The organism is Sporacetigenium sp. TC11 (genome assembly GCF_058146105.1).
On sequence record NZ_JBYVNY010000014.1, the window covers coordinates 21,802 to 35,822 of the forward strand.

The following is a 14,021-nucleotide window of genomic DNA, read 5'->3' on the forward strand; positions in this document are numbered from 1 at the left end:
TTATACCAATAAAACTTCTTTATAGTATATAAGATTCTCTATTATAAGTATATTCAATTATAAATAAATTGTTGAAAAAAAAAGAAGAGCATAAGCTCTTCTTTTCCATTTAAGGAAATCATAATTTTCATCCTATAAATTTGAGCAACGCACCTCGTTCTTAAGGTCGTTGGCGACATGAGCGTAGCGATTTTTATCTTAGTGAGTCTGTCAGTACAACAGGGTAAACTTTCCAATACATATTCTTAGTACCTTTTTGTCCTGGTGACACTATTTGACCTTTTATATATACATCTTCACCTAATTTAATATCTTCATTCTTTGCTTCACATACAAGTGTATATGATAAGGCACTTAAGTTTTTATCTAAGGCGCTTTTTAAATTCTCACCATTCCATTCATCAGGAACACAACTTATTACAACACTATCTTCAGTTTTATCAACTACAACTCCAACCCAACTTATATACATTCCATTTATAATTTTATCCCATACTTCAGTTTGATCTTTTAGGCTGTAGTACTTATCGCAAAACTCTTTAAATGGCAGAGTAGTCCATACCATGTCTGGATTTTTTATTGGATGATAAGTCTCTAATATATTGTCATTAAATTTACTTTCTTCAACATTATATACTAAAGTATTTGATAAATAAGGTTCACTTTTGTAATAGTAGTTTATGATTACTTTGTTTTTTATTGGTGTATTTCCTAGCTTCTCTAAAACGTCATATCCAAAATCATTTGTGTATTCCTGAATTTCTTTAATTTTTCCTACATTAAAATTTATATCTACAATATATTCATTTGATTTTGTAGATATATTTACTTTTGTTTGTAAGTGATGATCTTCTTTGTATGTTTTATCTAGGGGTAGCACTATGTTTTCTATATTACTGCTATTTGAATAAATAGTTGAAGCTTCTAAAACTCTATGAGTGCGCGATATTAAAAATAAGCTAGATAAAACTACAAATAAAGATAAAGAAAAAATTAAAACGTTAGCTTTTAAAAATCTTCTTTCCATTGTAACCCTCCTTTAATCTTGATAATTTTATAATGCTTATTTAACAGTTTTATATGTAAGTAATTGAAAATTTTTTGTAGACTATACTCAATATAAAAAAATATATTGAAATCATGCTACTAAAAAATAATATACAGTAGATATTTACATATGATAAAATAATTAATAATGATAATTATTATCAAATTATTAATTATGAAAGGATGATAAGATTGAATATACTATTTATTGTTACAGCACATAACAGTCTAAGTCAAAGAGCATATGCTGAATTAACAGACCTTGGATACGATATATATGTACATATAGCTTCAACAGATGAAGAAATGATCAAAGCAGTTGAAGAAAATAAGCCTGATATTATAATTGCGCCATTTCTTAAAAAGTTTATTCCAAAAGAAATTTGGAGTAAATATACTTGCATAATAGTTCATCCAGGGATAAAAGGTGATAGAGGTCCTTCATCTTTAGATTGGGCCATATTAAATGGTTTCGATGAATGGGGAGTTACCTTGCTTGAAGCAAATGGTGAAAAAGATGGTGGAGATATATGGACATCGTTTAATTTTAAAATGAGAAAAGCAAGTAAAAGTGATTTATATAGACATGAAGTTGCTGATACAGCAATAAAATGCATAATTGAAACACTAGAAAAATTTAAAAATAAAGAATTTCTTCCTGAATCACTTGATTATAGTAAAGAAGATGTTAAGGGAAGCCTTCATGAACCTATGAGGCAAACTCATAGATATATAGACTGGAATATGTCAACAGATATAATTGCAAGAAAGATAAGGTGTTCAGATAGCCAACCTGGCGTATTAGATAAAATATTAGATGAGGAATATTATATATATGGAGCACATGAAGAAGACTTTCTTAAAGGAAAACCTGGTGAAATAATAGCAATAAGAGATGGAGCCATATGTAGGGCTACAGGTAATGGTGCTATATGGATTACTCATTTAAAGAAAAAATCAAATGATATTAATATGTATTTTAAACTTCCAGCTACTATGGTTCTTAAAGATAAGCTAAAAGATGTTCCAAATAATTCTATAAACTTTGACGAGGTATATAATTGGAGAACTTATAGAGATATTTGGTACGAGGAAAAAAATGAAGTAGGATACTTAAATTTTAATTTTTATAATGGAGCAATGAGTACAGAACAATGTATAAGATTAAGGAAAGCATTTATAAAGTCAAGAAATAAGAAAACAAAGGTTATAGTACTTATGGGGGGACATGACTTTTGGTCTAATGGCATTCATCTTAATGTAATTGAAGCATCAAAATCCCCTGCAGACGAATCATGGAGAAATATAAATGCAATTAATGATCTTATAAAGGAAATTATTTTAACTGATAGCCATATAGTAATATCTGCAATTCAGGGAAATACAGCAGCTGGAGGCGTTGTTTTTGCTTTAGCTTCAGATAAAGTTTATGCAAGAGAAGGAGTAGTTTTGAATCTACATTATAAAAAAATGGGTCTTTATGGTTCTGAATATTGGACATATCTCCTTCCAAAACGTGTAGGACAAGATATAGCAAATAGCATTATAGATAAATGTATCCCGTTAACTACAAATAAGGCTAAGGAAATAGGAATTATAGATGATGCTTTTTCTTCCCAAAAATTTATGGAGAATATACAAGAGATAGCTGAAAATATAGCGATAGATAAATTATTTGATGAGAATTTAAAAACGAAGAGAAAAATCAGATTAAAGGATGAAAGTATAAAATCATTACAGTCCTATAGAGATGAAGAATTAAAAAATATGTGGGTTAATTTCCATGATAAGAATTCAATTTATAATACATTAAGAAAAAATTTTGTATATAAGATATCATGTATTAAAAAATAGATTAACATTATTTCTAAATTATTATGTCCAAAATATAGATTGGATTTAAAATTGTTAGATACCAGTTTAAAGTGACCTCATAGAGGTCATTTTTTATAATCTATACCCCTTTGGCGTTTTATCTATAGTTATATAGGAATAATCTACTGGAAGAAATTGTGGGTTTGAAAGAACAAGTGCATATGTTACAATAAATTTACGGAAAAGTTACAAATAGTTACAATGTTAGACAAACCTTTATAACTATACCCCTTTGGCATGGACCTATAGTTATATGGAAAATCTACTGGAAGAAATTGTGGGTTTGATAAAACAAGCTCATATGTTACAATAAATCTATAGAAAAGTTACAAAAAAGTTACGAAAACTAAAAACACTAATAATTCTTAAAAATTAATTTTATAGGTTTAAATTAATCAACTAAGTTTAATCATGAGGAGGATACAAATTATGATGAAGAGAACAAAGAAAATATTCGCATATGCTATGATAGGTACAATGTTATCAGCATCAATGGTAAGTGGTGCAGACGCATTAACTGTTACAACAACAAAAACACCATGTAAAAATACTACTATAAATAAAAATGTTGACTTTAACAAATTATACGAGCAACGTTTAAATGAAATATTAAAAAATTATAAAATAAATATACAAAAGCCAGTTAAACCAACAACACCAGAAAAACCGGTAACACCACCAACAACACCAGAAAAACCGGTAACACCACCAACAACACCAGAAAAACCGGTAACACCACCAACAACACCAGAAAAACCGGTAACACCACCAACAACACCAGAAAAACCGGTAACACCGCCAACAACACCAGAAAAACCGGTAACACCGCCAACAACACCAACAACTGGTGAGTTTAGTGCATATCAACAAGAGGTTTTAAATATAGTAAATAAAGAAAGAACTTCAAGAGGATTAAGTGCTCTTAAATTTAATGCGGAAGTATCTAAAGTTGCTACTTTAAAATCACAAGATATGATAGACAAAGGTTACTTTGATCACAATTCACCAACTTACGGATCTCCATTTGATATGATGAAGAAATTCGGTATAACTTATAGATCTGCAGGTGAAAACATAGCTATGGGTCAAAGAAGTCCACAAGAAGTTATGACTGCTTGGATGAATTCAGATGGACACAGAAAAAATATATTAAACTCTAGCTTTACAGAAATAGGTATAGGTATAGCTAAAGATAAAAACGGAAGATTATACTGGACACAAATGTTCATAGGAAGATAATAAATCTAGTGGGATGAAATTTAATTTCATCCCACTTTTTTAATTTTTGAAAGTAATATACTAAGAATCTACATAAAGTAGCAATTTAAACCGAAAGATGTTTAAATTGTCGAAATTGTGGTAAAATATACTAGGGAATCGTATGGTTATAAAACTATAAGAAATAATGATAATATAAATATAAGGGGGGTATCATCTTGGGACGGTGATTGGGTATTCAAAAGCAAAAAACTTTTCATATAAGAAATATAAAGAAGTTTTTGCTGTAGTACTATTTGTAGCAGCCATGACTATAGTAGCAAATAAAAACTATATATTATTTCACAGTATTATCGATAATTTTGCTGTAATAGTAGGACTTGTAATAACCGTAATTGCCTATAATACTTATTCTCTAAATAAAAACAGTTTCATGGGATTTTTGGGTATAGCATATTGTTCTATATCAGTACTCACTTTTGTTCATGTTTTAACATACAAAGGTATGAATATTATCCCTAATATTACAGCTAATACTCCTACTCAGCTATGGATTATTAGTAGGTACATACAAAGTGTTTCTCTTGTTATTAGTTTTAGATACATAAATAAAGAATTAAACTTTAACAAAACGCTATTTACCTATGGTATTTTAACTGTACTATCAGTATACATATTGTTTTATACAAACATATTTCCCAATTGTTTTGTAGAAGGAAAAGGATTAACAGATTTTAAAAAGAACAGCGAATATATAACTATGGCAATACTTTTTATAGCTTCAATTATGCTTATAATTAATAAAAGGCATTTTAAAAAAAGTCAGTATAATTTAATTTTTACTTCTTTTTCACTAGATATTTTAGCAGGAGCTATGTTTACTTCATATGCAAGTGTGTATGGGCAGTCAAACATGATAGGCCATATTTTAAACTTTTTATCTTATTATTTAATATACAAAGCTATTGTAAAAACAAATTTAAAATATCCCTATGTATCATTGAACTTAGCTAACAATAAATTAAATAATAAAATAGAGGAGTTAAAGGAAAGCAATGAAAGATATACAAAACTAGTTGAAAATACTCCTAATGGTATACTTATGCATGATGATAAAAAAATATTGTATGCAAATGAAGAAGCACTTAGAATATTTAATATAGAAACTAAACAAAACTTAATAGGAAGAAATCCTAATGAATTTGTCCATCCAGAAGATAAACAAGAAATTGAAAATAGAAGAGAACAGCTATTAAATAATAATAAAGTTGATTCTAGTTTTGAACATATGATAATAGATGATAAAGGAATAATTAAACATGTAGAAACAACTGCAACTACTATTTATGAAAATGGCAATAAAAGAATTTTACTTATGATTAAGGATATTTCAAAACGCAAACATGCAGAAAAGCAATTAAGACAAAATGAAAGAACATATAGCAAATTAATAGAACTTTTACCAGATGGCATTTTCATTTTACATAACGGAAAGTATGTTTATGCAAATAAAGCTTTAGTTAATATTTTAAATGCCAAAAGTGAAAATGAACTAATTGGAGAGCATAAAGACAAATTTTCAAAAACAGTTTGTGAATACGAAGAAGTTGTCTTTGATGAAATAAATAAGGCTATAAAACATAAAGAAACAATACCTTATATAGAAGATAGAATTGTAAGACATGACGGCCAAATAATAGATTTGGAATTATCTATTATGCCTTTTGAAGTTATAGGCGATGGATATGTTTTGGTAATAGCTAGAGATATAACTGAGAAAAAGAAAGCACAACAACTAAAGCAAAAATATAATGAAAGAGTTTATTATGACAAACTCAAAACTGAGTTTTTTGCAAATATGTCTCATGAGTTAAAAACTCCACTAAACGTTATTTATGGCTCTAGCCAACTTTTACAATCACAAAGTAAAAAAAATAACCTAAAAGAAGAAAATATAGATAAGCATACAACTACTATAAACCAAAATTGTTTTAGACTAATTAGACTTATTAACAATATTATAGATGTAACTAAAATGGAATCAGGATTTTATAACATAAAAAGAGAAAATTATAACATAGTAAGCATAGTAGAAGATATTACATTATCAATTACCGACTATACAGGTCAAAAGGGTATAGATCTTGTATTTGATACTGAAGTAGAAGAAAAAATCATAGCTATAGATCCAGATAAAATAGAAAGGGTTATATTAAATTTATTATCTAATGCTATAAAGTTTACAAACCCATATGGAAAAATCAGTGTAAATATATACGATAAAGAAGAAAGCATAGAAATCTCTGTTAAAGATACAGGGGTAGGCATTCCAGAAGATAAGTTAAATTTAATATTTGAGAGATTCGGACAAGTAGATAAAACTATTAAGAGAAATAAAGAAGGAAGTGGAATAGGGTTATCTCTAGTGAAATCTTTAGTCGAACACCATGAAGGTCAGATTAGTGTTAAAAGTGAATTTGGGCGTGGAAGTGAATTTATTATAACACTACCGGTTATTGTGCTAGATGAAGAAATAAAAGAAGAAGAAATAATAAGAACTGGTAATGTAGAGAGAATACATATTGAATTTTCAGATATATATGCATAGAAAAAGACTAGGTTTTTAGATGAAAGCCTAGTCTTTTTTATGTTAACAAATATATATGGATAATCATACTATAAAAGTAAGGATAGTACTATCCTAATGACTGTTTGAGAGGAGAGACATTATAGTGAATTATATGCAATATCCGTCACAAAGACAATTTATGGAAGCCGTAAACTTAATAGGACAATCTGTTGAAGGAGAAAGAGCAGACGCACAGTTTTATCAATGGTTAATTGATAATATTCCGACAGAAGGACTTACAGAAAGACAAGCAAATGAGATAGAAAATATAATAGAATCCATAAGAGATGATGAAGTAAGACATAACAATATGTTTAAAAAAATGTACAAAGATTTTACAGGAAGAGAAGCAAGACCAGAAGAAGAAGAGTTTGAACCTCCAGAAAGTTTTGAAGAAGGAATCAAAAAAGCTTTATTTGGAGAAATCAATGCTGCAAGTAGATATAGAACAATACTAGCTGGAATGCCAAATAATTATTATAGAGATATGGTATTAGGTATAATGACAGATGAGTTAAGACATGGAAACTTATATAATTATATATACACAACTGTTTTACATTATGGGGAATAAAGATATAAATTAATATTAGTTTGAGAAAAGTACCTTCTTTGAATAGGCATTTAAGGCATATATCAGAGGAGGTATAAATTTTTTGCAATAATAAATATAATGATATTATATAATTATACTAGAGAAATTAAATTAGAAGGATGTGAAATTATGATATTCGATATTCATGCTGATATATGGACAGATGTTAATGATAAGAGAGAATTAGGAGAAAATAACATTATAAGAAATTATCATTTAGATAGATTTAGACAAGGAAATGTATTAGGTGGAGTGTTTGCAATGTGGATAAGGCCATCAAATGAGGGCAACCTACATTCTAAGCTAATAAAAATGATGGAACATGCTAAGGATGAAATTGCTGAAATTAATGATATAATGGAAATTGCAACTAATTATAGTGATATAACAAGAATACTAAACGAAAATAAAATAGTATCAATGATAAGTGTTGAGGGCCTAAGCCCAATTGGTAAAAATATAGATACTATAGATGAATTATATAATTTTGGAGCAAGGTTGATATCTCTTACTTGGAATGAGGAAAATGAATTTGCTACAGGAGCAAAAGGAGATTACAATAGAGGATTAACAAGTTTAGGAAAAGATGCAGTTAAGAAAATAGAAGATTTAGGTATTATACTAGATGTATCCCATACAAATGATAAAACATTTTGGGATATAGTAGATGTTGCTACTAAGCCAATAGTTGCAACACATTCTAATGCAAGGGCATTATGTAGTGCACCAAGAAATTTAACTGACGATCAAATAAAAGCAATTGCACAAAGTGGAGGATTAATAGGGATAAATGGATATAGACATTTTATTCATAATGATTCTAACAAACAGGATTTACATCACTTAGTTGACCACATAGACTATATAGCCAATCTAGTGGGGGTTGATCATATTGCCTTTGGATTTGATTATAGTGATTATTTTGGAGAAGATGAAGTAACACTAGGATTAGAAGATGTATCAAAGAGTATGAATATATTAAATATGTTAAGACAAAGAGGGTACAGTGAAGAAAATATAAATAAGATAAGTCATGAAAACTTCTTTAAATTAGTCAAAAATCTATTGTAGCATATTAAAATAAATTATAATATCCTTGTAATTAAAAAATAGGAAGTAAAATCTACTTCCTATAAATATCATCTATGAAATTATTTCTTCCTCTTCGTCGTTTTTACATTCTTTATCGTCAACTTTAGTTTCTATAAGTTGTTCTTCTTCAGTATTATTTGAATTTCTAAATCTTCCAACATATTTTAATTTTAATTTGGCTTTCATAAAAAACCTCCATGTTATGACTTATAATATTATTTTATCATATTAAATCCATGTTAAATGTAAAGATTATGTTAACAAAAGTCTTAAAATGTTAAGATTATGTAAAAGAAGGTTGCTAGTATGAGCAACCTTTATTATAGCCAAACACACTTATTAAAAAAGGTGTTTCCATCAACAACCAATACAACTTGTGGAATATTAGCTTGAGCATAATTTGGAGAATTAGGATCTATACTTGCTAGAATATATACTGTATATATTCTGCCTGGTTCGAAGGGAAGTATTACAATTTTTGGAGGTGTAGCTTGATTACTTGAACGAATTTGTAAATTATAATTACCTGGGTTTATTTTAGTGTAATTCGTGCCGTTGCCAGGAGCTAAGGCTCTAGATAATAAACCTGAAGGTAATGCAACAGTAAATGTTATGGGAGTAGTATCTAAATTATAAAATCTAACTTTTGTTTCATCACGCATTACATTTTCATTAACGTCATCTATTATTGGAAGTAACTTATAATTATTTGAACCACCCCAAAATGCAAAAGTTATTATTTGACCTCCTATTAATTCGAAATCTTTAGTTTCCAATAGAAGATTATTGCTTTTAGATTGATATATTTTAGCATTTCGTTTTGCTGCACTGGTAGGTATATAATTAGTAATTTCCCTATATTCTACATTAGTGATTCTAGGTATATCATTTGCATAAAAATCTATTGGTAGTAACCCTGGTACCGCATTAAATGCTCTAACTATTGAAGCATATTCATCTATACAAAGAGGTAAAAAATCGTATATCGATTGACGTTTATAAATAATATCACCACCTCTATATCCAAATACATTTATGAAAAAAAGTATTTCCATCAACAACTAATACAACTTGAGGTATATTAATTTGAGCATAATTTGGAGAGCCAGGATCTGTATTTCCAATAAAATATACTGTATATATTCTACCAGGTTTAAGAGGAATTCGTGTTTTTGTAGATATAGCTTGACTACCTGAACGAAATTCCAAGTTATAGTCACCTGGATTTATTAAAGTATAATTAGTACCGCTTCCAGGAGCTAAGACAAGAGATGCTAAGCCTATAGCTGGATTAGTAGAAAATGTTATAGGAGAAGCATCTAAATTATAAAATCTAACTTTTGTTTTATCAGGTAATACACGTTCGTTAATATCATCTATTATTCGTATAAATTTTATATTATTTAAACTTCCAGTATAGACGTCAGTTATCATTTGACCACCAATTAAGTTAATGTTTTCAAGTTCTAATAAAAGATTGTTGCTTTGAGATTGATATACTTTTACATTACGTAGACCTGGTCTAGAGGGAATATAATCAGTAAGTTCTCTATATTCTACATTTAAAATTCTTGGTAAATCGTTTACATAAAAATCTAGTAATGTTGATCCTGGGATAGCATTAAGAACCCTAACCATTGAGGCTTGCTCATCTACACATGGAGTTAAAGTTTCGTATACTGTTTGACGACTAATAATATCACCACCCTTTATATCCAAACACATGGACTAAACACGGTATTTCCATCTACAGCTAATACAACTTGTGGAATGTTAGCTTGAGCATAATTTGGAGAACTAAAATCTACACTTCCAATAATATAAAGTGTATATATTCTACCTGGTCTAAAACTAACACTTACGGATACTGAGTGAGTACTGCGAATTTGTAATCTATAATCACCTGGATTTACTTGAGCATACTCAGTGCCTTTACCAGAAGCTAGAGAAAGAGAATTTGAAACTTCAGATGATGTAAGGGTAAATGCTACACTAGAAGCATCTAAATTATAAAATCTAACTTTTACCTGATCAGGACTTACCCGTACATTGATATCATCAATTATTGGGAGATATTGCAAATTATTTGAACCCCCAAATATTGCTGCTGTTATTATTTGTCCAGGTGGTATATCAATATTTGTAAGTTCTAATAAAAGATTATTGCTTCCAGATTGATACAGTTTTGTGTTTCTAGGTCCCGTCCTAGTTGGGAAATAACTAGTGAGTTCCTTATATTCTATATTTTTTATTCTAGGCCTATCATTAACATAAATATCTACTGACGATACTCCAGGTGCAGCGTTAAATGACCTAGCAATTGAAGCTTGTTCATCTAAGCATACATCTAAAAGTTCATAAATTACTTGACGTTTAATAATATCACCACCTTTTTTTGCTACCAATACCAAATACATTTGTCAAACAATGTATTTCCATCAACAACTAATATAACTTGTGGAATATTAGTTTGAGCATAATCTGAAGAATCAGGACTTACACTTGAAAGAATATATATTGTATATATTCTACCTGGTTTAAGAGTAAGTGCAGTATTTACTGGATTAGTAGAGCGAACCTCTAGTCTATATACACCTGGACTTATTTCATTGTAGCTAGAACCATTACCAGAAGCTAAAGATGTAGATGTTGAACTTTTAGGTGAATTAAGAGTAAATGTTGCACTAGAAGCACCTAAGTTATAAAATCTAAACTTTGTTTGATCAGGCCTTATATCTTGATTAATATCATCTATTATCGGTAGTAACTGTAGGTTATTTAAACTTCCCCATATTACTTGAGTCATTATTTGACCTGGAATTATAGAAGTCTCAACTTGGAGTAAAAGATTATGGCCTTGGGACGAATATATTTTTAAAATTTCTGGTCCTGGTCTAGTTGGAATATAGTTAGTAATTTCTTTATATTCTATGTTTCCCATTCTAGGAACATCATTGGCATAAACATCTAGTGGTTGTATTCCTGGTACAGTATTAAATATCCTAACTATTGAAGATTGTTCATCTAGGCATGGATCTGCCAATTCATATATTGTTTGACGATTAATAATATCACCACCCTTATAAAACAATTGGTTATACTCTAATTATATGAGTATAGGGTATACACTGTTAATGAAATCAATAATTCTTGAGATAATATATAAATTTATATAGCTATAAAACAAATTTAAGTGATTCTATGTAAAAATAGGTTGCGAGTACCGGCAACCATTTTTACAACCAAATACATTTATTAAACAATGTGTTTCCATCAACTGATAAAATAACTTGAGGAATATTAAGCTGAGCATAACCTGAAGAATCAGGACTTACACTACCAATAATATATATTGTATATATTCTACCTGGTTTAAGATTAAGCGTCATATTTACTGGATTTGTAGAGCGAACCTGTAATTTATAATCACCTGGATTTACTTGAATGTATTCAGTACCGATACCAGAAGATAAAGATCTAGAGGTTGAACCAATAGAAGATGTAAAACTAAATGCTACATCAAAAGTATCTAGATTATAAAATCTAAGTTTTGTTTTATCAGGTTTTATAGTTTCATTAATATCATCTACTATGGGCATATATTGCAAATTATTAGAACTACCAAATACTGCTGCGGTTATTATTTGGCCAGGAGGTATATCAATATTTGGAAGTTCTAATAAAAGATCATTGGTTTGAGCTTGGTATAACTTTGTATTTCTAGGACCTGGCCTAGTTGGAATATAGTTAGTAATTTCTTTATATTCTACATTCCAGATTCTAGGTAAATCATTTATATAAAGATCTATTGATGATAATCCAGGCGCAGCGTTAAATACTCTAGCCATTGAGGCTTGCTCATCTAAACATGGATTTAATAATTCATATAGTAATTGACGACTAATAATATCACCACCTTTTTTAACTCCAAGGACATTTATTGAATAAAGTATTTCCATCAACTGATAACACAACTTGTGGAATATTAAGTTGGGCATAATCTGGAGAATCAGGACTTACACTTCCAACGAAATATATTGTATATATTCTACCTGGCTTAAAACTAATTTTTATATTTAGCGGATGTGCATTTTGATTTAGCGAGCGAATTTGCAAATTATAATCACCTGGATTTATTCTAGTGTAATGAGTGCTGCTACCAGAAGTTAGGTCAGTAGATATTGAACCGGGAGTAAGATTAAATGTTATACTGGAATCATCTAAATTGTAAAATCTAATTTTTGTTTGGTCAGGCATTATAGTTTCCTTAATATCATCTATTATTGACATGAATTTTAAGTTATTTAAACTACCGAATGTTACCAGAGTCATAATCTGACCTGGGATTGTCTCATAATCTTTAATTTCTAATAAAAGCTTATTATTTTGAGCGTTATATATTTTTATAATACGCTTTCCTGGTCTAGTTGGAACATAATTAGAAATATTTTTGTATTCTACATTTTGGGTTCCGGGTTCATCATCTACATAAATATTTATTGGAGGTGATCCAGGAACAGCATTAAATATTCTGACAAGGGACCCCTTATTATCTAAACAAGGATCTAACAATTCATGAATTACTTGACGGTTAATATTATCACGCCCCTTAAAATATATAATAGGACTAGCATCCTAATATATTCTATGCATATAGTAGATATTTTGTTAGTTTTTAAATACCTAAATTTAGAAGCCATTTTTAAATAAAAATACATTTTTTAAGCTCTGTATTTCCATCAACGGTTAATATAACTTGTGGTATATTACCTTGGGTATAACCTAAAGAAGCAGGATCAACACTTCCAGTAGTATATAGTGTATATATTCTACCTGGCTTAAGATTGAGTGTTATATTTATTGGTGGTATATTTTGGTTAGTTGAGCGAACTTGAAATCTATGCTCGCCTGGATTTACTTCAATATATTCAGTACCTTCACTAAAAGCTAAAGACCTAGATATTGAACTACCAGGCAAGCTCATATTAAAGGTTATAGGAGAACTATCTAGATTATAAAATCTAATTTTTGTTTCATCAGGCGCTATATTTTCATTAATGTCATCTATTATTGGCATTACTTTTATATCTTCCACACTTCCCAATATTACAAATGTCACTATTTGACCTCTTGGTACTTCTAAGTCTTTAAGGTCTAATAAAGGGTTATCCTTAGCTCCAGTAGGGAAGATCTGAACATTATATGTTTCAAGGCCTGAAGGCATATATGGAGTCATATCCTTATACCCAAGATTTTTCGCCCTTAGCATACCATTTACATATACATCTACAGGATGTAACTCTGGTAAAGCGTGAAATCCCCTAATAAAAGAGTACTCAGGAGGGGTACAGGGGTCTATTTGTTCATTTACAGTCTGTCTACTAGTATGCAAATTATCACACTCCTAAATTATTACTATATTGGTCAGTCCTATTATAATTATATGAATTTAGGCTATATAGGGTTAATAAAATTAAATATTTTAGTATAATAAAATCAACAAATTATTATGAGAAGTATAGCAAAAATCTATAGTGTAAAATATGCTTTTCATTGACTAAATAT

14 protein-coding genes are annotated in these 14,021 nt (G+C 29.2%); 5 read left to right on the forward strand and 9 right to left on the reverse strand.

Features of this window, described 5'->3' with window-relative positions; all coding sequences use genetic code 11:
- Window positions 1–193 precede the first annotated feature (193 nt).
- Window positions 194–1,027: a hypothetical protein gene (locus ACUSRV_RS15470; RefSeq protein WP_490142871.1), complete on the reverse strand. Its 834-nt coding sequence runs from the start codon at window positions 1,025–1,027 to the stop codon at window positions 194–196.
- A 212-nt stretch (window positions 1,028–1,239) separates the two neighbouring features.
- Here ACUSRV_RS15470 and ACUSRV_RS15475 point away from each other — a divergent pair, with 212 nt between their 5' ends.
- The 5 genes from ACUSRV_RS15475 (at window position 1,240) to ACUSRV_RS15495 (ending at window position 8,435) form a co-directional block, all read left to right on the forward strand.
- Window positions 1,240–2,901 carry a hydrogenase maturation protein gene (locus ACUSRV_RS15475; protein ID WP_490142872.1) on the forward strand — a complete coding sequence of 554 codons (1,662 nt, stop codon included), beginning with the start codon at window positions 1,240–1,242 and terminating at the stop codon, window positions 2,899–2,901.
- Window positions 2,902–3,351: 450 nt separating this feature from the next.
- Complete coding sequence (locus ACUSRV_RS15480; protein WP_490142873.1) at window positions 3,352–4,161, forward strand: CAP domain-containing protein; 810 nt, start codon at window positions 3,352–3,354, stop codon at window positions 4,159–4,161.
- A 205-nt stretch (window positions 4,162–4,366) separates the two neighbouring features.
- Window positions 4,367–6,748 (forward strand): MASE3 domain-containing protein, encoded by a 2,382-nt coding sequence (locus ACUSRV_RS15485; protein WP_490142874.1) that lies wholly within the window; start codon window positions 4,367–4,369, stop codon window positions 6,746–6,748.
- A gap of 133 nt (window positions 6,749–6,881) precedes the next feature.
- Window positions 6,882–7,343 (forward strand): ferritin family protein, encoded by a 462-nt coding sequence (locus ACUSRV_RS15490; RefSeq protein ID WP_490142925.1) that lies wholly within the window; start codon window positions 6,882–6,884, stop codon window positions 7,341–7,343.
- A 150-nt stretch (window positions 7,344–7,493) separates the two neighbouring features.
- Complete coding sequence (locus ACUSRV_RS15495) at window positions 7,494–8,435, forward strand: dipeptidase (protein ID WP_490142875.1); 942 nt, start codon at window positions 7,494–7,496, stop codon at window positions 8,433–8,435.
- A gap of 72 nt (window positions 8,436–8,507) precedes the next feature.
- Here ACUSRV_RS15495 and ACUSRV_RS15500 read toward each other — a convergent pair whose 3' ends face one another.
- The 8 genes from ACUSRV_RS15500 to ACUSRV_RS15535 form a co-directional block, all read right to left on the reverse strand.
- Complete coding sequence (locus ACUSRV_RS15500; RefSeq protein ID WP_490142876.1) at window positions 8,508–8,642, reverse strand: hypothetical protein; 135 nt, start codon at window positions 8,640–8,642, stop codon at window positions 8,508–8,510.
- Window positions 8,643–8,776: 134 nt separating this feature from the next.
- Window positions 8,777–9,511, reverse strand: coding sequence for a DUF4397 domain-containing protein (locus ACUSRV_RS15505; protein WP_490142877.1), 735 nt, complete (start codon window positions 9,509–9,511; stop codon window positions 8,777–8,779).
- Window positions 9,474–10,181, reverse strand: a complete 708-nt coding sequence (locus tag ACUSRV_RS15510; RefSeq protein WP_490142878.1) for a DUF4397 domain-containing protein — start codon at window positions 10,179–10,181, stop codon at window positions 9,474–9,476. Before ACUSRV_RS15510 ends, ACUSRV_RS15505 begins: the two co-directional genes overlap by 38 nt.
- Window positions 10,166–10,861 (reverse strand): DUF4397 domain-containing protein, encoded by a 696-nt coding sequence (locus ACUSRV_RS15515; protein ID WP_490142879.1) that lies wholly within the window; start codon window positions 10,859–10,861, stop codon window positions 10,166–10,168. Before ACUSRV_RS15515 ends, ACUSRV_RS15510 begins: the two co-directional genes overlap by 16 nt.
- Window positions 10,855–11,547, reverse strand: coding sequence for a DUF4397 domain-containing protein (locus ACUSRV_RS15520; protein ID WP_490142880.1), 693 nt, complete (start codon window positions 11,545–11,547; stop codon window positions 10,855–10,857). The genes ACUSRV_RS15515 and ACUSRV_RS15520 overlap by 7 nt, the downstream gene beginning before the upstream one ends.
- Before the next feature lie 145 nt (window positions 11,548–11,692).
- Window positions 11,693–12,415 carry a DUF4397 domain-containing protein gene (locus ACUSRV_RS15525; protein ID WP_490142881.1) on the reverse strand — a complete coding sequence of 241 codons (723 nt, stop codon included), beginning with the start codon at window positions 12,413–12,415 and terminating at the stop codon, window positions 11,693–11,695.
- A complete protein-coding gene (locus ACUSRV_RS15530) occupies window positions 12,378–13,028 on the reverse strand; it encodes a DUF4397 domain-containing protein (RefSeq protein ID WP_490142882.1) in 651 nt (216 codons plus the stop codon). Before ACUSRV_RS15530 ends, ACUSRV_RS15525 begins: the two co-directional genes overlap by 38 nt.
- A gap of 130 nt (window positions 13,029–13,158) precedes the next feature.
- Window positions 13,159–13,848 carry a DUF4397 domain-containing protein gene (locus tag ACUSRV_RS15535; protein WP_490142883.1) on the reverse strand — a complete coding sequence of 230 codons (690 nt, stop codon included), beginning with the start codon at window positions 13,846–13,848 and terminating at the stop codon, window positions 13,159–13,161.
- Window positions 13,849–14,021: the final 173 nt, after the last annotated feature.